Annotated in this window: 23 protein-coding genes; 14 read left to right on the forward strand and 9 right to left on the reverse strand. The window is 63.9% G+C overall.

All coding sequences use genetic code 11. The features are described 5' to 3' along the window. Positions 1-239 precede the first annotated feature (239 nt). The 8 genes from secY (at position 240) to QMG80_RS08390 (ending at position 6,697) form a co-directional block, all read left to right on the forward strand. On the forward strand, positions 240-1,580 hold the full coding sequence (gene secY / locus QMG80_RS08355) for a preprotein translocase subunit SecY (RefSeq protein ID WP_085772406.1): 1,341 nt from the start codon (positions 240-242) through the stop codon (positions 1,578-1,580). After that, a complete protein-coding gene (locus tag QMG80_RS08360; RefSeq protein WP_085772407.1) occupies positions 1,577-2,158 on the forward strand; it encodes an adenylate kinase in 582 nt (193 codons plus the stop codon). Before secY ends, QMG80_RS08360 begins: the two co-directional genes overlap by 4 nt. A 269-nt stretch (positions 2,159-2,427) precedes the next feature. Then, the gene (gene rpsM / locus QMG80_RS08365) at positions 2,428-2,796 is read left to right on the forward strand and encodes a 30S ribosomal protein S13 (RefSeq protein ID WP_085772408.1); all 369 of its coding nucleotides are present in this window, start codon (positions 2,428-2,430) and stop codon (positions 2,794-2,796) included. A 117-nt stretch (positions 2,797-2,913) separates the two neighbouring features. Further along, positions 2,914-3,303, forward strand: a complete 390-nt coding sequence (gene rpsK, locus QMG80_RS08370) for a 30S ribosomal protein S11 (RefSeq protein ID WP_085772409.1) — start codon at positions 2,914-2,916, stop codon at positions 3,301-3,303. Between the two features lie 94 nt (positions 3,304-3,397). Next, positions 3,398-4,417, forward strand: coding sequence for a DNA-directed RNA polymerase subunit alpha (locus tag QMG80_RS08375; protein ID WP_085772410.1), 1,020 nt, complete (start codon positions 3,398-3,400; stop codon positions 4,415-4,417). Between the two features lie 122 nt (positions 4,418-4,539). After that, a complete protein-coding gene (gene rplQ, locus QMG80_RS08380) occupies positions 4,540-4,953 on the forward strand; it encodes a 50S ribosomal protein L17 (RefSeq protein ID WP_085772411.1) in 414 nt (137 codons plus the stop codon). A 59-nt stretch (positions 4,954-5,012) separates the two neighbouring features. Next, positions 5,013-5,387, forward strand: a complete 375-nt coding sequence (locus tag QMG80_RS08385; protein WP_085773758.1) for a DUF4260 domain-containing protein — start codon at positions 5,013-5,015, stop codon at positions 5,385-5,387. 506 nt (positions 5,388-5,893) lie between these two features. Continuing rightward, positions 5,894-6,697, forward strand: coding sequence for a hypothetical protein (locus QMG80_RS08390; protein ID WP_085772413.1), 804 nt, complete (start codon positions 5,894-5,896; stop codon positions 6,695-6,697). 60 nt (positions 6,698-6,757) lie between these two features. Here QMG80_RS08390 and lpdA read toward each other — a convergent pair whose 3' ends face one another. Next, the gene (gene lpdA / locus QMG80_RS08395; RefSeq protein WP_085772414.1) at positions 6,758-8,197 is read right to left on the reverse strand and encodes a dihydrolipoyl dehydrogenase; all 1,440 of its coding nucleotides are present in this window, start codon (positions 8,195-8,197) and stop codon (positions 6,758-6,760) included. A gap of 54 nt (positions 8,198-8,251) precedes the next feature. Continuing rightward, on the reverse strand, positions 8,252-8,584 hold the full coding sequence (locus QMG80_RS08400; protein ID WP_085772415.1) for a hypothetical protein: 333 nt from the start codon (positions 8,582-8,584) through the stop codon (positions 8,252-8,254). Between the two features lie 186 nt (positions 8,585-8,770). Between QMG80_RS08400 and QMG80_RS08405 the strand changes: the two genes are divergently transcribed. Beyond that, positions 8,771-9,766 (forward strand): NAD-dependent epimerase/dehydratase family protein, encoded by a 996-nt coding sequence (locus QMG80_RS08405; RefSeq protein ID WP_085772416.1) that lies wholly within the window; start codon positions 8,771-8,773, stop codon positions 9,764-9,766. 174 nt (positions 9,767-9,940) lie between these two features. Next, positions 9,941-10,063 carry a hypothetical protein gene (locus QMG80_RS08410; RefSeq protein WP_280949988.1) on the forward strand — a complete coding sequence of 41 codons (123 nt, stop codon included), beginning with the start codon at positions 9,941-9,943 and terminating at the stop codon, positions 10,061-10,063. Between the two features lie 240 nt (positions 10,064-10,303). Here QMG80_RS08410 and QMG80_RS08415 read toward each other — a convergent pair whose 3' ends face one another. After that, entirely contained in the window at positions 10,304-11,623 is a 1,320-nt protein-coding gene (locus QMG80_RS08415; RefSeq protein ID WP_085770069.1) for a transposase, read from the reverse strand. Between the two features lie 196 nt (positions 11,624-11,819). Here QMG80_RS08415 and argC point away from each other — a divergent pair, with 196 nt between their 5' ends. Continuing rightward, the gene (argC, locus tag QMG80_RS08420; RefSeq protein WP_085772417.1) at positions 11,820-12,731 is read left to right on the forward strand and encodes an N-acetyl-gamma-glutamyl-phosphate reductase; all 912 of its coding nucleotides are present in this window, start codon (positions 11,820-11,822) and stop codon (positions 12,729-12,731) included. 14 nt (positions 12,732-12,745) lie between these two features. Here the strand turns inward: argC and QMG80_RS08425 are convergent, their stop codons facing one another. Both QMG80_RS08425 and QMG80_RS08430 read right to left on the reverse strand, forming a co-directional pair. Continuing rightward, positions 12,746-13,822 (reverse strand): transglycosylase SLT domain-containing protein, encoded by a 1,077-nt coding sequence (locus QMG80_RS08425; RefSeq protein WP_085772418.1) that lies wholly within the window; start codon positions 13,820-13,822, stop codon positions 12,746-12,748. Positions 13,823-14,199: 377 nt separating this feature from the next. Further along, positions 14,200-14,691, reverse strand: a complete 492-nt coding sequence (locus tag QMG80_RS08430) for an outer membrane protein assembly factor BamE (protein ID WP_085772419.1) — start codon at positions 14,689-14,691, stop codon at positions 14,200-14,202. 203 nt (positions 14,692-14,894) lie between these two features. On the opposite strand from QMG80_RS08430, the gene QMG80_RS08435 reads away from it, so the two are divergent. The 3 genes from QMG80_RS08435 (at position 14,895) to QMG80_RS08445 (ending at position 17,749) form a co-directional block, all read left to right on the forward strand. Then, complete coding sequence (locus QMG80_RS08435) at positions 14,895-15,494, forward strand: YceD family protein (RefSeq protein WP_245299941.1); 600 nt, start codon at positions 14,895-14,897, stop codon at positions 15,492-15,494. A 204-nt stretch (positions 15,495-15,698) separates the two neighbouring features. Next, entirely contained in the window at positions 15,699-16,763 is a 1,065-nt protein-coding gene (gene plsX, locus QMG80_RS08440; protein ID WP_085772420.1) for a phosphate acyltransferase PlsX, read from the forward strand. Continuing rightward, complete coding sequence (locus tag QMG80_RS08445; protein ID WP_085772421.1) at positions 16,760-17,749, forward strand: beta-ketoacyl-ACP synthase III; 990 nt, start codon at positions 16,760-16,762, stop codon at positions 17,747-17,749. Before plsX ends, QMG80_RS08445 begins: the two co-directional genes overlap by 4 nt. A gap of 15 nt (positions 17,750-17,764) precedes the next feature. Here QMG80_RS08445 and obgE read toward each other — a convergent pair whose 3' ends face one another. From obgE to rplU, 4 genes are all read right to left on the reverse strand, one after another. Then, the gene (obgE, locus tag QMG80_RS08450; RefSeq protein WP_085773760.1) at positions 17,765-18,832 is read right to left on the reverse strand and encodes a GTPase ObgE; all 1,068 of its coding nucleotides are present in this window, start codon (positions 18,830-18,832) and stop codon (positions 17,765-17,767) included. A gap of 10 nt (positions 18,833-18,842) precedes the next feature. Then, complete coding sequence (locus QMG80_RS08455) at positions 18,843-19,445, reverse strand: GNAT family N-acetyltransferase (protein ID WP_085772422.1); 603 nt, start codon at positions 19,443-19,445, stop codon at positions 18,843-18,845. Between the two features lie 201 nt (positions 19,446-19,646). Continuing rightward, on the reverse strand, positions 19,647-19,910 hold the full coding sequence (gene rpmA / locus QMG80_RS08460; protein ID WP_085772423.1) for a 50S ribosomal protein L27: 264 nt from the start codon (positions 19,908-19,910) through the stop codon (positions 19,647-19,649). A gap of 104 nt (positions 19,911-20,014) precedes the next feature. Further along, positions 20,015-20,326 (reverse strand): 50S ribosomal protein L21, encoded by a 312-nt coding sequence (gene rplU / locus QMG80_RS08465; protein WP_085772424.1) that lies wholly within the window; start codon positions 20,324-20,326, stop codon positions 20,015-20,017. Positions 20,327-20,452 lie beyond the last annotated feature (126 nt).

Genomic DNA, 20,452 nt, shown 5'->3' on the forward strand with positions numbered 1-20,452 from the left:
TCGCGTGAATCCATGCGATCGGGAAGCGGTTTAGCGGCCGCTACGCCGTCGCCTAGAGCGCGATGCGAAAAAGTGGAAACCGGTTTTCGCGCGAATAGCGCTTTAAGGCATTGGATTTGATCATGTTATCTGCGTTTGAGCGATTTCGCCCAACCGCAGCGTGACCGAGAGAGACAACGACAACAAAAAGCGCCCTTTCGGTTCGCGACCGGAACGGCAAGGGGAAAGGGATCGCCGCCATGGCATCGGCAGCCGAACAGCTCGCGGCCAACGTCAACGTCTCCAACTTCCTGAAGAATGAGGAGCTCAAGCAGCGCATCTGGTTCACGCTGGCCGCGCTCGTCGTTTACCGGCTCGGGACTTATGTCCCGCTCCCCGGCATTGACCCCGACGCCTTCGCGAAGAGCTTCTTCGGCCAATCGAAGGGCGTGCTCGAGCTGTTCAACATGTTCGCCGGCGGCGCCGTGCAGCGGCGCGCGATCTTTGCGCTGAACATCATGCCGTATATTTCGGCCTCGATCATCATCCAGCTGCTCACCACGGTCATTCCGACGTTGGAAGCTGTGAAGAAAGAAGGCGAGCAGGGGAAAAAGGTCCTCAACCAATATACGCGCTATCTGACGGTCGTGCTTGCGACTTTCCAGGCCTATGGCATGGCGGTCGGGCTCGAAGGCCAGCAAGGGGTCGTCACTGATCCGGGCCTTTTCTTTCGCATGAGCACGGTCGTCACGCTTGTCGGCGGCACCATGTTCCTGATGTGGCTTGGCGAGCAGATCACCTCGCGGGGGATCGGCAACGGCTCTTCGCTGATCATCTTCGCGGGCATTGTCGCCGCCTTCCCAAGCGCTACCGTGCAAATGCTCGAGATGGGGCGTCAAGGCGCCATTTCGACGGGCGCGATCATCGGCGTGATCATCATGTGCTTCTTGGTGATCGGCTTTATCGTGTTCATGGAGCGCGCGCAGCGTCGGTTGCTCATCACTTATCCCAAGCGCCAGCAGGGCAATCGGGTCTATGAGGGGCAGACATCCTTCCTGCCGCTGAAGCTGAACACCTCGGGCGTCATCCCGCCGATCTTCGCCTCGTCGCTGCTGTTGCTCCCGACGACGGTCGCGAATTTCTATCAGACGCAGGGTTCCGACAGCTGGCTTGCCGTGGTCTCGGCCTATTTCGGGCACGGGCGCCCGCTTTATATGATCGCCTATGTCGGGCTGATCGTATTCTTCGCCTTCTTCTATACTGCGATCGTGTTCAACCCGGCCGAGACGGCCGATAATCTCAAGAAGCACGGCGGCTTCCTGCTCGGAATCCGTCCCGGCGAACGCACCGCTAAGGAGATTGACTCGGTCCTGATGCGCATCACGGTGCTCGGCGCGGCCTATCTCGCGGTGATCTGTCTCTTGCCGGAGATGCTCATCTCCTACGCCAATGTGCCTTTCTACTTCGGCGGCACCTCGCTCCTGATCGTCGTCAGCGTCACGATGGACACGGTCGCGCAGATCTATGGCCATTTAAACGCCGGCGAGTATGAGCGGGCGATCCGCAAGAGCCGGCTCCGTGGCGGGAAACGCAGTCGATGAGGCTCGTGCTCCTCGGGCCGCCGGGGGCGGGCAAGGGAACGCAGGCCCAGAGGCTCGTCGCCAAATGGGGCATCGTTCAGCTCTCGACGGGCGACATGCTGCGCGCCGCGGTCGCCGCGGGCTCGCCGCTTGGGGTTAAGGCCAAGGAGATCATGGACCGCGGAGAGCTCGTCCCCGATCACCTCGTCATCGAGCTCATCGACGCACGCCTCGACGGCCCGGATGCGACGAACGGCTTCATCCTCGACGGGTTTCCGCGTACCGTAGCTCAAGCGGAAGCGCTGGACGCGTTACTCGAAGCCAAGCGCATGCGGCTCGACGCGGTCATCGAGCTCGTCGTTGACGAGGCCATGCTGTTGAAGCGCGTCGAAAATCGCATTCGCGAGACTTTGGAGGCCGGCGGCTGCGTTCGGGTCGACGACAATCCCGAGACCCTCAAGACTCGGGTTGACGCCTATCGGAAGCAAACGGCTCCGGTCTCGGCCTACTACTCCGGTAAGCAGGCGCTGAAACAGGTGGACGGCATGGCCCCGATCGAAGACGTCGCGCGCGCGGTCGATGCGGCCTTGGCCGCTTGATCCGATTTCTCATCCACGGCGACGGCCTTCGGGAAACTTTTTCGGCGTCGCCGCAGATTTTTCTTGACACGCAATCGAGCGAAGCTTATGCGACGCCAACGCGAAGAGACGTGAGCGCCCGCTTGCCGGGCGCTGCGTGTTTTTGCGTTTGCTGCTCTGCCAGAGCGCGGAATCCGCAAGGGCCGGTCTCCACCGGACGCGGATTGGCGCGGAGGAACCGAGCCTCCGCCTTACTGCGCCGTTAGGCGCTCAACCATGGAGAAGAGACAGTGGCCCGTATCGCCGGCGTAAATATCCCGACTTCCAAGCGCGTCGTCATCGCGCTCCAATATATTCATGGCGTGGGTCCCAAGATCGCGCAGGAGATCTGCGACAAGGTGAAAATCCCCTCCGAGCGGCGCGTTTCCGAGCTCACCGACGCGGAAGTGCTGCAAATTCGCGAGACGATCGACCGCGACTACATGGTCGAAGGCGACCTGCGTCGCGAGGTTGCGATCAACATCAAGCGCCTGATGGACCTTGGCTGCTATCGCGGCCTCCGGCACCGTCGGCAATTGCCGGTTCGTGGCCAGCGCACGCACACCAACGCCCGCACCCGCAAGGGCAAGGCGAAGCCGATCGCCGGCAAGAAGAAGTAATTTAGAAGCCAGAGCGGTCGCGGCGCGGACTACAGGTTCCGTAAGCTGCTCCGCTCGCGCTTTGTTCACCTCAACCCTTAGCGCCTGGCACTACGGGCGCGCTCGAAGGACAAGACCATGGCCAAAGAACCCGCTCGCGTCCGCCGCAGGGAACGCAAGAATATCGCATCCGGCGTCGCGCATGTGAACTCGACGTTCAACAATACGATGATCACCATCACCGACGCCCAGGGTAATACCGTCTCCTGGTCGTCCGCCGGCACGATGGGCTTCAAAGGCTCGCGCAAATCGACGCCTTACGCGGCGCAGATGGCGGCCGAAGATGCGGCGCGCAAGGCTGGAGAGCACGGGGTTCGCTCGCTCGAGGTCGAGGTCTCCGGCCCCGGCTCGGGCCGTGAGTCGGCGCTACGCGCCCTGCAGGCGGCGGGGTTCACGGTGACCTCCATTCGCGACGTGACCCCCATCCCGCACAACGGCTGCCGTCCACGCAAGCGAAGGCGCGTCTGAGCCGGGGCGAGAGGCCGGCTCGTCAGAGCCGCCCTGCGTTTCGCTGAACGTTCCTCGTAATTAAGTTCTCGCCACTCCCCGAAAGGCGCCAAAAGTGAGCATCCAGAAAAATTGGCAGGAACTCATTCGGCCAAACAAGCTGGTCGTGATTCCCGGCGACGACCCGCGACGAGAGGCGACCGCGATAGCGGAGCCTTTGGAGCGCGGCTTTGGTCAGACGCTCGGCAACTCGCTGCGCCGCATTCTGCTCTCGTCGCTGCAAGGCGCCGCGATCACCTCGATTCACATCGACGGCGTCCTGCACGAATTCTCGTCGATCCCGGGCGTGCGCGAGGACGTGACCGACATCGTGCTCAACATCAAGGACATCGCCGTCAAATATCAGGGCGAAGGCCCCAAGCGCCTCGCCTTGAAGAAGCAGGGTCCGGGCGTCGTCACGGCAGGCGATATTCAAACGACCGGCGACGTTCAGATCCTCAATCCCGACTTGGCGATCTGCACGCTCGACGAAGGCGCGGAGATCAGGGTCGAGTTCACGATCAGCACGGGAAAGGGTTATGCGCCCGCCGAGCGCAATCGCGCCGAGGACGCGCCCATTGGCTTCATTCCGGTCGACAGCCTCTATTCGCCGGTCAAGAAGGTCAGCTATCGCGTCGAGAACACGCGCGAAGGCCAAGTGCTCGACTACGACAAGCTCACGCTCACCATCGAGACAAATCGCGCGGTGAGTCCTGAGGACGCGCTCGCCTACGCCGCGCGCATTCTCCAGGATCAGCTCAACGTCTTCGTCAATTTCGAAGAGCCGCGCCGCGAAGAAGCCGCGCCCTCGATCCCGCAGCTCGCCTTCAACCCGGCGCTGCTGAAGAAGGTCGAGGAGCTCGAGCTGTCGGTGCGCTCCGCGAACTGCCTGAAGAACGACAACATCGTCTATATCGGCGATCTCATCCAGAAATCCGAGGCGGAAATGCTCCGCACACCGAATTTCGGGCGCAAGTCGCTCAACGAGATCAAGGAAGTTCTCGCGCAGATGGGCCTGCATCTCGGCATGGAAGTGCCCGGCTGGCCGCCCGAGAACATCGACGATCTCGCCAAGCGGTTCGAAGAGCACTACTGAGGGCAGTAGGCAGCTGGGCAGTCGGCAATTGGGCTTGTTCCGACTGCCGACTGACGATTGCCGACTTCCTCATAATGACGGCCGTACCTTGGCACGGCGGCCGCAAAAAACGGAGAGAGCCAATGTATCATCGTAACGCCAAGCGCCGCTTTGGGCGCACGCATGAGCATCGCAAGGCGATGTTCGCCAATCTCGCACAGGCGCTCATCAAGCATGAGCAGATTGTCACGACGCTCTACAAGGCCAAGGACCTTCGGCCTGTCGTCGAGAAGCTTGTCACGCTCGGCAAGCGCGGCGATCTGCATGCGCGTCGCCAGGCCATCGCGCAGGTGCGCGATCCCTCGCTCGTCAAGAAGCTCTTCGATGTGCTCGGCCCGCGCTACAAGGAACGCCAGGGCGGCTACACGCGCGTGCTGAAGGCGGGCTTCCGTTATGGCGACAACGCCCCTCTCGCGGTGATCGAGTTCGTCGAGCGCGACGTGACCGCCAAGGGTCAGGACTCCGGGCCTCAGCAGATTGGGGAAGAGGCGGCGTGAGGCAGGCATCGGTCGGGGCGCCGGAAAGCGCGCTCGATTGGACCCGGGTCTTGCTCGCCATGGAGGGCGCGGCTCTTTCGGGCGTGGCGGTTTTCGCCTACAGCCGCACTGGCGGCAGTTGGTGGCTCTTCGCCGCGCTCTTCCTCGCGCCCGATCTTTCCATGATCGTCTATCTCGTAGGGCCGCGCCTCGGCGCGGTCGCCTATAATTGCCTGCACGTGACCTTCGTGCCGCTTGTGCTTGTCGTGCTGGGCTACATTTCCGGCAAGCCGCTACTGATTCAAATTGCGCTTATTCACATAGCTCATATCGGCTTCGATCGCGCTCTGGGCTTCGGTCTCAAATATCCGACTGGCTTTCGCGACACGCATCTCGGCCGGGCCGAATTCTCGCTGCCTTGGAGCGGTCGGTCGCTCTCTCATCCATCTTCCTGAAGTCCCTGGTGCGGACGGCGGGACTCGAACCCGCACTCCCTTTTCGAGAAGCAGATTTTCTTGCCACTTCGGCTTTCGCCGCCGCTCCAAAAGCGTTCGTGGTCTGGACTATCCCTTCGCCGTGGCCTGCCAGGCTTTAGGCGCCCCCCGTCTAGTCTCTACACCTTCCGCGGCGCGCCGCGGCTTGGCTCGGGATTGGCATGGGCTGAGAGCCGGTAGCTTTCCCCGAATTTGGGCGGTTCCACACCGCGGATTTCCCCGCGGGCGCTCCAATTGAAGTCTGCTGCGTCTACCATTTCGCCACGTCCGCAAACGCGGTCAGGGTTAGCGCCGCCGACGGGAGATCGCAAGAGCGAGCATCGCGAAAGGCGAGCGCGAGGCGCGATCGGGACGCGCTCGAGAGCTTGTCTTGACGCAGACTTTGCCCCGCGTTTAGGCTCCGTCGCGACGAAGAAGCGAAGCGCGTCGCGCCTTGCTTGCCACGACCCTGTTGGATTGCGACGATCATGGCGGAGAACGAGAGCGAAGCGCCGAAAGCCGCGCCGCCGAGAGAATCGCTCGCAAATAAGCTCGTCTATGGGCTTGGCGGCGTCGTGCTGGTGCCGCTCATCGGATCGCTCATCGGCGCCTATTTCCAGCAGCGCACCTGGAGCAACGAGAATCGCAATGCGCGCGTGAACGCCGACATGCAAAACGCTTTGACGATCGGCTCGAAAGTCGCAACGCTCACGAATGAGCGTTATTCCGCGCTCACTCAGGCCGTCGATCTCGTCGAGCGGCAAAGCGCCGGCCGGGATAGCTGGGAGGCCGCCAATCAGCGCCTGCTCGCCTCGAACAGGGCGTGGGAGGTGAGCTTCACGAATTTCATGTCGCAGTTGAAATACTATATCGATTCGCCTTTCGCCGTTGGAATGGAAAATCCGATGCAGAGAGCGTCGCGCGAGGATTGCACCCAATTGCAGGATGGGCAGAAACTGGAGATGACCTTCGCTGTCTCCGCCGGCTATCTCTTCGCGGCGCTGAACAATTGCTATGCCCATGTAAAGAACGAGCTCGATCAGGCGATCGCCAGCCAAGAGACCCAGAAGGCGGAAACGCGCCGCGCGCATGTCGTAAACGCGCGCGCCGGCCTCTCGCACATATGGCACGCCAATGCGATACTCGGCTGCCAGATCGACGGGCGCGTCCTCAAGATCCGCAAGGCGCTCGACGAGCAGTCCTTTTACAAGTCCCTGGTGAGCGCCGAGGGCCCAAGCCACTATCAACGACCCGAGAAAGAAGGGGACTGCCTGGCGGAATATAAAAACTGAGTTGTCGACGTCGTCAGCGTTTGGCGAAATGGACGCTACAGCCTGACGCCTCTGCCGGGTTCAAATGTGGATGGCGCGCCCAAAAGCGTCGAGCACGCTTTCATGCATGACTTCCGACAATGTCGGATGCGGGAAGATCGTGCGCATCAGCTCCTCCTCGGTCGTTTCGAGATTCATCGCGATCACGAAGCCTTGAATGAGCTCGGTGGCCTCGGGCCCGAAGAGATGCGCGCCGAGAAGCCGCCCCGAATCCGCGTCGAAGATCGTCTTGACCAGACCTTCCGTTTCTCCGAGCGCGATGGCCTTGCCGTTGGCTCGCAACGGAAAGCGTCCGATCTTGAGCCCGAGCCCCGTCTCCTTCGCCTTTGCCTCCGTAAGGCCGACCGACGCGATCTGCGGGCTCGTGTAGACGCAGCCGGGGATGCGGCTCTTGTCCAACGCATGCGTGGCCACGCCGGCGATCGCCTCGACGCAGGCGACTCCCTCATGCTCGGCCTTGTGCGCGAGCATTGGCGCGCCCGCGACGTCGCCGATCGCGTAGATCCCGGGCACGCTGGTGCGCCCCAGGCCGTCGGTCGCGATCACGCCCTTCTCGATCCGGACGCCGAGAGCCTCGAGCCCCAATCCCTCGACATTGGCTGAGACGCCGACCGCCGAAAGCACGCGCTCGGCCTCGATCTCGCGGGTTGAGCCGTCCGCTTGACGCAGTGTGGCGCGCAGCGCGCCTGGCTCTTTCGTGAGCGCCGCGACGGTCGTCGCGGTCAAAATCTCGATTCCCTGGCGCTCAAAGGTTTTTCTCGCCAAGGCGGCGATCTCGGCGTCTTCGGAGGCGAGAATCTGCGGCAGGGCTTCGACGAGCGTCACTTTCACGCCGAGAGCGCGGTAAAAGAACGCGAATTCGACGCCAATCGCGCCCGCGCCGACGACGAGGAGCGAAGCGGGCAGCCGCTGCGGCTTCATCGCCTCGAAATAGGTCCAGATGCGGTCGCCGTCCGGCTCAAGTCCTTTGAGCATTCGGGGCCGCGCGCCCGTCGCGACGATAATATGGCGAGCCTGATAACGGCCCGGCCCCAAGGCGCCCTTGGGCGGCGGCGCCTGCGGGAGGACCGGAGGCTTGGCGCTCGGGGCGACTTCGACGGAGCCGGCGCCCACAAGCCTCGCCTCGCCGAAGATCACGTCCACCTTGTTCTTCTTGAGCAGAAACGCGACGCCCGCATTGAGGCGACCGGAGACCTCGCGCGACCGTGCGACCATCCTGACGATGTCCGCGACGGGCGCGTCGCGCGAGACGCCGAATTCCGCGCTGGCGCCGGCGAGGTGAAAGACTTCGGCGGAGCGCAGCAGCGCTTTCGTGGGGATGCAGCCCCAATTGAGGCATATGCCGCCCAGATGCTCGCGTTCGACGACAGCGGTGCGCAAGCCGAGCTGCGCGGCGCGGATCGCCGCGACGTAACCGCCGGGGCCCGCGCCGATGATCAGAACATCGTAAGCTTCGTCCATCCTGGTCCGTCCGAAAGCGCCAAGCTTCGCTCTGAGAGCCGTTTTCGCCTTGATCTAGAAGCAGCGCACCTGGGCTTCCGCCTGGGCGCGGCGCAACTCGTCGAGCGCGTCGCGCACGACCGCGGTGTTGCGGAACATATTGCCGAGCTGCCCCGCTTGCTGGTTGATGCTGGCGACTGTCTCGCCCGCGACATAGCGCTGATAGGGCAGAATCGACGCGATGACGTCGATCGAGCAGGAGCATTGGTCGAGCGCTTGTCGCGTCTCGCCGTTGGACTTCATGCAGGCGAAGACGTAATCGGCGCGCGCCGCGGTCGGATAGTCGTTGAGATCGCCGGCCAGCGCCGGCGTCGAAAGGGCAAGGAGGAGAGCGGCGGCAAGGCGCATGAGGTATCCGCAAGTTGAACTGCGTCGGCAGGGCTCGGAAGCTCAGAGACTAGGTCATGGGCGCGCTTTTGTCATGGCCAAAGCCGTCTCCAAGGGCGTTGGCCACGCGCAATCTTGACAGGCCGGCGAAGCGTCGGCGAAGAACAGGCCCGCCGCGCGCGGCGGAAGGCTAACCCCAGGGGCGCCATGCGGATATTCGTCACGGGCGCCGCCGGCTTCGTCGGCTTCCATCTATCCAGACTGCTGCTCGAGCAAGGCCATCTCGTCTTCGGCTATGACGGCGTGACACCCTATTATGACGTGGCGCTCAAGAAGGCCCGTCTGGCGATCCTCGAGAGCTCGCCCAATTTTCGCATCGACGTCGCCCTGCTCGAGGACATGTCGGCGCTTGAAAAAGCGGTCGAGGCCGCCTCGCCCGACGTCATCGTGCATCTCGCGGCGCAGGCCGGCGTGCGCTACAGCCTCGAAAATCCGCGCGCTTACGTCGACTCCAATCTGGTCGGCGGCTTCAACGTCTTAGAAATGGCGCGTCGCTCGGCTCCGAGTCACCTTCTCATCGCGTCGACGAGCTCTGTCTATGGCGGCAATCTTGAGGTCCCGTTCCACGAGACCGACAAGGCCGACTACCCGCTCTCGCTTTACGCCGCGACGAAGAAGGCCAATGAGGCGATGGCGCATAGCTATGCGCATCTCTGGTCGATCCCGACGACGATGTTCCGCTTCTTCACGGTCTATGGACCCTGGGGACGGCCGGACATGGCGCTCTTCAAATTTGTCGAGGCGATCGAGAACGATCGTCCGATCGACATTTACAACCATGGCGCCATGTCGCGCGATTTCACCTACATCGGCGATTTGGTCGAAGCCGTCGCGCGCCTCATCGATCGGCCGCCGACGCGCGAGACGGACGATCCTGGCGTCTCGCCCTGGGGGCCATATAGAATCGTCAACATCGGCCGCGGCGAGCCCGTGTCGCTCATGGATTTTATCGAGGTCGTCGAGAAGACGCTCGGCAAGAAAGCCATTCGCAACTATCTCGAGATGCAGAGAGGCGACGCGCCGCAAACTTACGCCGATTGCGCGCTCTTGGAGCGGCTGACAGGATACCGGCCTTCGACCGGTGTCGAGCAAGGCGTCTCGGCTTTCGTCGATTGGTACCGGGAATATTGCGGGCGAGGGTAGAGCGCTGAAGCCTGAGTTCTTCGCTTCAGGGTCACTCTGCTTGGAAGACCCCAGCGCCGCGCATCGCTCCTAGCTCTGGACGGTGTGTGCGTTCGCGCAACGCGCCTAGATTAACAGATCCCTACCGTGTTGAGGCTCCGCAAGAGAGCGACCGTCGATCACGGGGAGGGGTCCATGTTCAGCATCAATCTCATGAAGGTCGTCACGATCCTGTTCGCCGCGACGGCCTGCATGGTTGGCTATCCCTGCGATGCATCGGCTCATGCTCAGGACCCGCACGTCGTGGGCGGCAAGTAGGGGCGATCGGGTGAACATTTGCTCCCCGCGACCTCATCCTGAGGAACCCGCGAAGCGGGCGTCTCGAAGCATGGATAAGATCGCAAGATCTGCGCAGCCCCATCCTTCGAGACGCGCCCCGTGGGCGCTCCTCAGAGGCTGTGACTTAATTGCGAGGAGGGTGAGCGGCGTGAGATGTGGGGGGTGGCGTGCTTCTTTTTTATTGCGGCGCGCCACTGCTTTCTGGTTTTTTGCATGCGCTTAGGCGGTCTGCAGCCTCGCTTCGGTCAGGATGTTGGACGCCAGGCTAAACCAGCGCATCAAGGTCTCGATTTTTTCCTTGCCGCGAAGCAACGGGCGGTCGAGACCGAGGTTGCGGAGTTTGGCGTGGACAAGCTCGCAGCGTGAACGGCGTCGATAGGTTCTTTTGCCCTCGTCGCTCGCCATGCGCTCGCGCCACGCGGCCACCGAAGGCGTATCGCCCGGGCGGACGAGATAGGGGTCGCGCCCTGATTTCGACTTGAGCGGCGGACAATAAAAATCTGTGCCGGCCCGCGCCGCCGCATCGATGTCCTCCGCCGCCAGATAACCGCCGTCGACCAGATAGACCTTCGCGCGCCGCCCATAGGTCGTTTCGATCCTTTGCGCCATCGGTTCGGCCAAGCCCCGATCCGACCCGATCGTTTCGCACGAGACACATACGATCACGCCGGTCTCGGGCAAGCTGGTAAACTGCACATTATAAGCAGGGCGAAAGCCGCCATCGGCCATCTTCAGGACCCGAGCCTGCGGATCGGTGGTGGAGGCGCGCGGCTCCTTTTGCCGCTCCGTTTCCTTCTTGTTGGTCTTTTGCCGCTTCTCGCGCAGCTTTTCGGCTTCGCAAAGCGCCGCCAACGCCGCTTCCACCTTCGCCTGCCGCTCGCGCGCGGCCCGTTCGCGCGCAGCCTTTTGGCGCTTGCCCGAAGCGCCGGGATCGTCGTCTTCGTCCTTGGACAGGCGCTCCACCAGCGCCTTGGCCTTCGCCAATTCACTTTCCAGCGTCTTGCGGCGGCGGAAAGAGGCGGCTCCGGCGTTCGCGCGCAAACGCACGCCGTCCTGCGCGATTTCGCCGAGACTGATCACGCCGGCCACCGAAAGGCTGGCCACATGCTCGGCCAGCAGCCGGCCGATCAGATCGCCGCGCTGGCTGCGAAACTCCGACAGAAGCCGATGATTGACGCTCACGCCGCCGCACAGCCAGCGAAAGGCGACGGCGCACTCGCACAATTGCGCCAGCGCCCGCGCGCTGCCGACGCCCCGCGCGGTCGCATAAAGCCACAGCGCCAGCAAAAGATGCAGCGAGGTTTGCGGCATGCCCGGCGCGCCCTCGCGCGATTTCACATCCGCTTCGAGGACGGAAAGATCGACCTTCGCGGCATATGCCCAGATGATCCGCGCCGGATGATCCTCGTCAATCAAGGCGTCGAGGTCGCAAACCTGTAAGCTCACCTGATCGCGCACCGGCTCCCGAAGCCGGGCGCGGCCTGTTGTTTTCGCCGCGCACGCATCAACAACGGGAAGATCATCAAAAAGCTCGCCCACGACTCATGCTCCCTGGAAGGAATCCAGCGAATCACGAGTTGTGGGCGTCAGCAATCGAAAAAGTCACAGCCTCTCAGGATGAGGCTCGGGCAAAAGACCGCTCACCCGATCGTCCTGTCTCGAGCCCCGGCCGCATTGACAAGCGCCGCCGCCCGCCGCATTCCCCTCGCCATTCTTCCCACGCGAGGCGGCGACAATGGCCAGGATCTTCATCGACGGCGACTCGGGCACGACCGGGCTCGAGATTCGGGAGCGACTCGCCGGCCGCGCCGGCATTGAGATTGTCTCGATCGCGCCGGAGCGGCGCAAGGATCCCGAGGCCAAGCGCGAGCTGCTGGCGAGTGTCGATCTGGCGATCCTCTGCCTGCCGGACGACGCGGCGCGCGAGACGGTCGCGCTTTGCGATCGGCTGGGAGAGGGCGCGCCCCGCCTCCTCGACGCCTCGACCGCCCATCGCGTTCAGGCCGGCTGGGTCTATGGCTTCGCCGAGCTTTCGGCCGATCAGCCGCAAAAAATCGCCGCCGCCCGCCGTGTCGCCAATCCGGGCTGCTATGCGACGGGCGCGATCGCGCTGCTCGCGCCGCTTGTCGCGGCCGGGCTCGTCGCGCGCGACGCGCCGCTGACGATCAATGCGGTTTCCGGCTATTCGGGCGGCGGCAAGAAGATGATCGAGGCCTATGAGGCTAGCGCGGCCCCGCCTTTCGAGCTCTACGCGCTGGGGCTCGATCACAAGCACCTGCCCGAAATCACAGCCCATGCGGGGCTGACGCGGGCGCCCCTCTTCGTGCCTTCCGTCGGCAATTTTCGGCAGGGTATGCTCGTCTCGATCCCGCTCTGGCTCGACGATCTGCCGGGGCGCCCCACGGGCTCGGATCTCGAGGCCGCGCTCGGGCGTCATTACGCGGGGGCGCGGTGGGTGAAGGCGCGCCCTGCTCCTGGCGACAGACTGGACGCGACCGCGCTCAATTTCGCAGACGAAATGGAGCTCTTCGTTTACGCAGTCGAAGCGAAGCGTCAGGCGGTGCTCGTCGCGAGGCTCGACAATCTCGGCAAGGGCGCGTCGGGCGCCGCGGTCCAGAATCTCGAGCTGATGCTCGGCGCCGCCTGACGGCGCTTCTTTCGCTATTTATCCTCGACGTAGGCTGTGGCGCCGGCGGCGTTGGCCGCCGCGACCGCCTCGGGCACGCGGGCTTCCGCGTCGCGGAAGCGGTCGACGCGCGCCATCATCATGGCCTCGAAGGCGTCATGGACCTCTCGCAGCGACTTCGGCTTCAGCCGGCCGTTGAGGCTTGCAAAAAAGATCGACCTGTTGGCGCGCGCGGGCCGCGGCAACAGCTTGGCGGCCGAAATCTGCGGGTCCTGGTCCATCTTGGCCATGAAGCGCCGTGCGTCGTCGGGGCCAAGGAAGTGGATCAGATAGGTCTCGCCCGCGGTGAGCTGGCGCCCGATCTCCTCGGAGATCTTCGCCCCCTCGTGCTTTAGAATTTCCGCAGCGAGCACTGCAGAGAGATAAGGGTCATTGCGCAGCTTCAGAATCTCGGAGCGCGAGGCGACCGCGGGCTTCGCGGGCTCCGTCTGAGGAGCCTTCGCTTCTTGCTGGAGGTGGCGCCAGCCGAAGGCCTTCATCGCCGTCATCCAAGTCGAATCGATGAATTGGAAGAGTCCGCTCGCAGAGGAGGTGCTCGCTTTGGCTTTGAGGATGAAGCTTGATTCCTTGTCGGCGATGCTGAGCAGCAGCGCCGGATCCGAGCCGGTTTCCGCCGCCGCCTTCACGACGCGTTCGATGATCGAGCGCTGCACCTTCTGCGTCCCGAAGCGCATTAGCTCGGGGTCATAAGGCTCGGACTGGGCGAAGAGCCGACGGTCCCAAGTCTGCGCCGCCGTCTGGAGCGAGAAATCGGCGTCGAGCGGGAAATCGTCCGCCTTCGCAAGCGACAGAACAGGAGAGGGCGCGCGGGCGCTCCGTGCGAGCGGGCTCGTTCGCTTTTCCGTCGCCAAATGTGGCGCCGAGGCCGCGATGAAGATCGCCGCGGCGAGCAACCCAGCCACCGAGAGTGCGCGAAGGGCAGGGGCAAGCTTGGCCTTGCTGCGCGGGAAGCCGATCCAGCAGAAAAAGCGCTCGGCCGGCGAAATCTTGCGTTCCGGCTTCTCTAAAACCTCAGGGTACGAATAAGACCAATAGGCCTCGAACAGACTCATGCGTCGCGCCTCGTTTGTCGATTTACGGTGAATCGGACGTTAACGCGTCCAGTGGGCGAAAAATCGACAAGCGTTGCCCAGCCCGCGCCATAATCAAGGCAGGGCCGGGCGTTAGGAACATCGGCGGTTTGGAGAGGAGGGAGTTGGCTTGGCGTCGTTACGCGCGTGTCAATATGGCGTCAAAGCCGGTAGACCTCGCGCCATGAAAATCGCAAAGGGCGCTTTGGCCCAGACCAACAATGTCGAGGGTCTATTCGAAGGGAATGCTGTTCAAAAGAGAATGCTGAAGTTGATTGAATTTGCCTGAGGGAGATTGGCGATCAGATTTTGATCTTGTTTCTTGTCGCTCGAAGAATCTCGCTCGAATATTAAGTGCTTTAGAAAGGCATCATGTTCGAAACACTAGAGGCCGCTGACAGCATGCTCCTCACGAGATTTGTCTCGGAGCCCGCGCTCGGCGTCGCGCGGGTCTGGAAGTCGATGACCTTGCCATCCTCCAGGCTGTAATCCGCCGTGCGCTGAACCTTCTTCGCCTTGTCGAAATAGACGGCGAGGACGTGCTGGTCGACGATATGCTCGGGCATGAATGCAAGCGAGCGTTCCGAGCGCTGGCTCACATAGTACCAAGCTTCCCCGCCGATGGTTGAGGTCGTGGAGGGCGTGCCCAGAGTGGAGAGCACCTGTTGGGCGGGCATGCCCGGCTTGACCTGGGCGACCTTGCGTTCCTCATAGACGGCGCCGCGGGTGATGACGCCGTCATAGCCGAGACAGCCGCCGAGCGGCGCCGCGAGCGCCAGAGCGATCGCCAGCCGGGCCATCGCCGCTCGGCGCGACGGGGATCGGGAAACGATGGGCAGGGCGAACGCCATGAGGATCTCCGCTTCAAAACCTTAAGGACGCGTCCGAGCGACGGAACCTCGCTGAGGAAGGCCGCGTCGCTCAGAGGCTTCGCCTCGGCAGGCGTAGTCGCGCCGCCGGGCGAAAGCAAGCCGACGATGAGCGACTGGCGCCTGATTGGAGATCGCTCTACTTTGTGGCGAAGACGGGGCGAAGCCGGAGCGGGCGGACAGCGGTGACGAAAATCGTAAAGCAAAAAGAAAATTCGACCTCCGATCGCCGCGCCGACGCGCCGCCCTTGTCGAGGCCCCTGGCTGTGGCGAGCGTGCCCGCGGAAGGGCTCGAGATCGTGATTCGCGCAAACGAGCCCGAATGCGCGGCCCTCGCGCGCCTGAACGCGCTGCCCGGCGTGCTTTGGCTCGAGGCGCCGTTGCGCATCACGCGCATCGGGCGGGACGGCCTCAAGGTCGTCGGAGTCCTTCGGGCGGAGGTCCGTCAGACTTGCGTGGTGACGCTTGAGGAATTCGACGCGGTCATCGAGGAGCCGGTCTCCGTGCGCTTTGCCCCGCCCAAGGCGGAGGAGGGAGCCGCGCACGGCCGGCGCGAGACGCTGACCGCCGACGACGTTATGGGTTTGGACGACGACGACGGTGCGGATCCGCTCGTTGGCGGTCACATTGATCTTGGCGCGCTGGCGGGCGAGTTTCTGACGCTTGGCCTCGATCCGCATCCCCGCAAGCCTGGCGCCCGGTTCGAGGAGCCGGCTCCCGCCATCCCCGACGACAATCCCTTCGCCGCCGTTTTGAAGCGGGGAGCGGACACAGACGACGCTTGAAGGCTTAACGCGTTCTTTCGCGAGGAGTCTCTTGCGTGTGTCCCCGCCAAATGGCAAGTGACCGGCGAACAGGGAGCCGCGCGCGCATGCAGCGCCGCGGCGTCCGGCTCCAGCGCGACGATGGAACGTCCTCGCGCCGCCTCTCCGGCAGGATTTGGCGGAGCCACAGCATTGCGGCGCCGCCGCGGAGCACGGATCGAAACGATGGGCAATGCTGTTCGGATCGCGGTCGACGCGATGGGAGGCGACATCGGGCCTTCCGTTACGCTGGCCGGCGCGGCTAGCGCCCTCAAAACTCATCAAAGCAGCGAGTTTCTCCTCTTTGGCGACGAGGCCGTCGTCACGGCGGAGCTCGCCAAGTTCCCCGAGCTTGCCGCGCGCGCCCGCATCATTCCCGCGAGCGTGTCGATTGGCATGGACACCAAGCCGAGCATCGCCCTGCGACAGGGTCGGCGGGTCTCCTCCATGTGGATGGCGATCGAGGCCGTAAAGAAGGGCGAGGCGGAAGTGGCCGTTTCCGCCGGCAACACCGGCGCGCTGATGGCCATGGCGACGTTCTGCCTGAGAACCATGTCGCAGATCGACCGGCCGGCCCTTGCTTGCCTCTGGCCGACCCTGCGCGGCCATTCCGTCGTTCTCGACGTGGGCGCCGCAATCGGCGGCGACGCTGTGCATCTCGTCAATCTCGCGATCATGGGCGCGGCCATGGCGCGCATCATGCTCAATGTCGAATGTCCGCGTGTGGGTCTGCTCAATATTGGCGTCGAGGAGATTAAGGGCGTCGACCAAGTCAAGGAGGCGTCCAAGATTCTCAAGGAGCTCGAGCTCCCCATGCTCGACTATCGCGGCTTCATCGAAGGCGACCGCATCGGCTGGGGCGAGGTCGACGTCGTCGTGACCGAGGGATTTTCGGGCAATATCGCGATCAAGACGGCCGAAGGCACGGCGAAGCAATTCGCCGCCCTGCTGCGCGAGGCGTTGGGGCGCTCGCTCGTCACGAAGCTCGGCGCCTGGATTGCGCGCTCGGCCTTCACGGAGTTGAAGACGAAGATGGATCCGCGTCAGGTCAATGGCGCGGTGTTCCTGGGGCTCGAGGGCGTCGTGATCAAGAGTCACGGCGGCGCCGACGCCTTTGGTTTCGCGCGCGCGGTGGAGATCGGATGCGAGATGGTCGAGCAGGACCTGCTGGCGCGCATTCGACAGGCCGCCACGCTCGTTGAGGGAAGAGGCGCCCCACGCGCGGCACAGGCGCAGGAAGCAGCGAAGTGACGATCAAGGACGGGATTTTGCGCTCGGTCGTGCGGGGCGTCGGAAGCGCTCTGCCCAAAAAGACGCTCACCAATGACGACCTCGCGAAAATTGTCGATACGAGCGACGACTGGATCGTCCAGCGCACCGGCATCGAGAGGCGTCAGATCGCCGGAGAGGGCGAGACGACCTCAACGCTCGGGACAAAGGCGGCGCGCGCAGCGATGGCGCAGGCCGGATGGGCGCCCGAGGACATCGATCTCATCGTCGTGGCGACCTCCACGCCCGACAACACCTTCCCCTCCTCCGCGACGCAGATTCAGGCGGCGCTGGGCATAACGCAAGGCGTAGCCTTCGACCTTCAGGCGGTGTGCGCCGGCTTTGTGTTCGCGGTCGCCACGGCCGACAAGTTCCTGCTCTCCGGCTCGCACCGGCGCGCGCTGGTGATCGGGGCGGAGACTTTCTCGCGCATCCTCGATTGGAACGATCGCTCGACCTGCGTTCTCTTCGGCGACGGCGCCGGCGCGATCGCGCTCGAAGCTGTTCCCGGCCGCGGCGACACGCGCGATCGTGGCGTGCTCACCACGCAGATTCGTTCGGACGGACGCCATCGCGCCAAGCTTTTCGTCGACGGCGGGCCTTCCTCGACCCAGACCGTCGGCCACCTGCGGATGGAGGGCAAAGAGGTCTTTCGTTTCGCCGTCGGGCAGGTGACGGGCGTGGTCAAGGACGCCTTCGAGGCGACGGGGCTCACGGCGGAAGATCTCGACTGGTTCGTGCCGCACCAGGCCAATCGCCGGATCATCGACATGTCGGCGCAAAAGCTCGGCATCGCGCCCGAGAAAGTGGTCGTGACGGTCCAGGACCACGGCAATACCTCGGCCGCATCCGTGCCGCTGGCGCTCTCCGTCGCGGTCGCCGACGGACGCATCAAGCCCGGGCATCTCGTGATGCTCGAGGCCGTGGGCGGCGGCTTTACATGGGGCGCGGCGCTCTTGCGCTGGTAAGCCCGGAAACTCGGCTCACGGGCTCCAGGCCGGCGCTTCTTCTTCCGTCGTCTCAGCCGCTCCGCGTTGCGCGTCGATTTGGCGTTGGAGCGCGCGCAGCGCCTCATTGACGCCATCGCCGCTCGCCGAGGAGAGGAGCAACGGCGCTGCCGGCTTTCCGGCGATTGCCGGACCCGCCGACTTTATCGCGCGCATCAGCCTCTCGCGCTGTTTCTTGAGATGGTCGGGATCGACGGCGTCGGTCTTGGAGAGAGCGACGATCTCGGGCTTGCTCTCGAGCCCGCCGCCATAGGCCGCGAGCTCCGCCCGGACCGTTTTGTAAGCTTTGCCGGCGTGTTCGTCGGTCGCATCGATGAGATGCAGCAGCACGCGGCAGCGCTCCACATGGCCAAGAAAGCGGTCGCCGAGCCCGCGTCCTTCGTGCGCCCCCTCGATGAGGCCGGGGATATCGGCCAGCACGAACTCGCGCCCGTCGAGGTTCACGACGCCGAGACCTGGGTGGAGCGTCGTGAAGGGGTAGTCGGCGATCTTTGGCCGCGCCGCCGTGACGCGGGAAAGAAAGGTCGATTTCCCGGCGTTGGGCAGTCCGACCAGTCCGGCGTCGGCGATGAGCTTGAGACGCAGCGTGATGGCGCGCTCCTCGCCCGGCTGGCCGGGATTGGCGCGGCGCGGCGCGCGATTCGTCGAGCTCGTGAAATGGGCGTTGCCGAAGCCGCCATTGCCGCCGCGGCAGATGACGACGCGTTGGCCGACCTCGGTAAGATCCGCGATCGGCTCCTCCTCGTCCTCGACGAAAATTTGCGTGCCCACGGGGACTTTCAACACCGCATCGGCGCCGCGAGCGCCGGCGCGGTTCTTGCCCATGCCGTGGACGCCGGTCTTGGCCTTGAAGTGCTGCTGATAGCGGTAGTCGATGAGCGTGTTGAGCCCCTCGACGCAGAGGGCGACGACATCGCCGCCGCGCCCGCCGTCGCCGCCGTCGGGCCCGCCGAACTCGATGAACTTCTCGCGCCGGAACGAGACGCAACCGGCTCCGCCGTCGCCCGAGCGCACATGCACCTTGGCCTGATCGAGGAATTTCATCGCTTTGAGCTCATGAAGCGGCGCGTCTCGCCGGCAGTGCGCCATAAGGCGCATGCGCGGCGCCGCGTTTCAGCAGTGTCGTGGTCATTTGGAGCGCGCCGCCGCGCGCCGGCGCATCCGCCGTCTTCTCGCCGGTGACGACGAAGCCGAGCTTCTCTTGCACGCGCAGCGAGGCCGTGTTCGTCGCGAGCGCCGAGGAAACGATGTGATCGAGGCTCGTGATGTTCAGGACGAGATCGACAAAGGCGCGCGCCGCCTCGGTCATGAGACCCTGGCCCCAGGCGCTGCGGGCCAGAACGAAGCCGAGATTGCCTTCGCCGCGTGTTTCGGCCCCCATCAGCGAGATCATGCCGATCGCTTCGCTTTGCTGGCGTTTGAGCGCCAGCGCGAGATGCAGCGCCGCGCCCGCGGCATTCTCTGTGCGCGCGTGCAGCACGAAGCCCTCTGCGTCGCTGCGCGCATAGGGGTAGGGGATGGCGGTCGTCTTCAGGGCGACCTCGGGATCGTTGCAATAACGCGCGATCGCATCGGCGTCGGCGGCGCGCGGCCAGCGCAGCCACAGCCGCCGGGTCTCCAGCCTGAAAATGTCGTCGCGCGTGATCTCGGGGAACATCTATAAGCTCCAAGCAGGAACCGAATCGGTTCGGAAACGAAAAAGCTGGACTTGGCTTTCCGTTCCCCGCGGGTCTTTTTTCGACCCTTAATCGGACTGCGCCAGGAGCTCTGCTCTTAAGCTTTGGGACTTTTTAGACTTAACGAAGATCCCAAACGTCCGCCGGGGGTTGGAGCCGGCGGAACGTCTTAGACTCCCGCCTTACTCGGCCGCAGCGTCGGCCAATACGCTGACGCTCATGCGATCGCGGTCGGCTTTGAACACGACCTTGCCGCTGCAGAGCGCAAAGATCGTATGGTCCTTGCCTATGCCGACATTGCGGCCCGGATGGACCTTGGTTCCGCGTTGGCGGATAATGATATTGCCGCCGATGACCGACTCGCCGCCGAATTTCTTCACGCCGAGGCGACGGCCGTCCGAGTCGCGGCCGTTGCGGGAGGAGCCGCCCGCCTTCTTATGCGCCATTGTTCTTCTCCGACCTCTTCAGCCTGCGCCTCGGTCGCCTCGGGCGACACGGGCCGGCAGTAAAACACAAAATCCGCGATTTTTCCACGCGGCCCGGCAGATTTTCAGCCCTCGATCGCCGTGATCTTGACGAGCGTCAGATCCTGGCGATGGCCGCGCTTCCGCTTGCTGTTCTGGCGGCGGCGCTTCTTGAAGGCGATCGACTTGGGGCTGCGGGCCTGTTCGGCGATCTCGCCCAAAACCTTCGCGCCCGCGACCGTCGGGGCCCCGATCTGTGCGCCGCCGTCCTTGGAGACGAGGAGAACCTCGTCGAAAGTGACGGCGTCGCCCGCCGCGCCCTCGAGCGCCATGACGGTAATAATATCTCCGGCGGAAACGCTATATTGCTTGCCGCCGGTCCGGATCACTGCGAACATTGTTCTTCCTCATGTTCGATACCGGCGCTGACGGCTTGTGCCGCCGGCCGGCTTCTTGGCAGTTGGGACCTTTTGGATCTTGTTGGCCTCGGGCTCTCAGCGCGGAGCGCCAAAGAAAAACGCGGC

The sequence above is a fragment of the Methylocystis bryophila genome, from assembly GCF_027925445.1.
GTDB lineage: Bacteria > Pseudomonadota > Alphaproteobacteria > Rhizobiales > Beijerinckiaceae > Methylocystis > Methylocystis bryophila.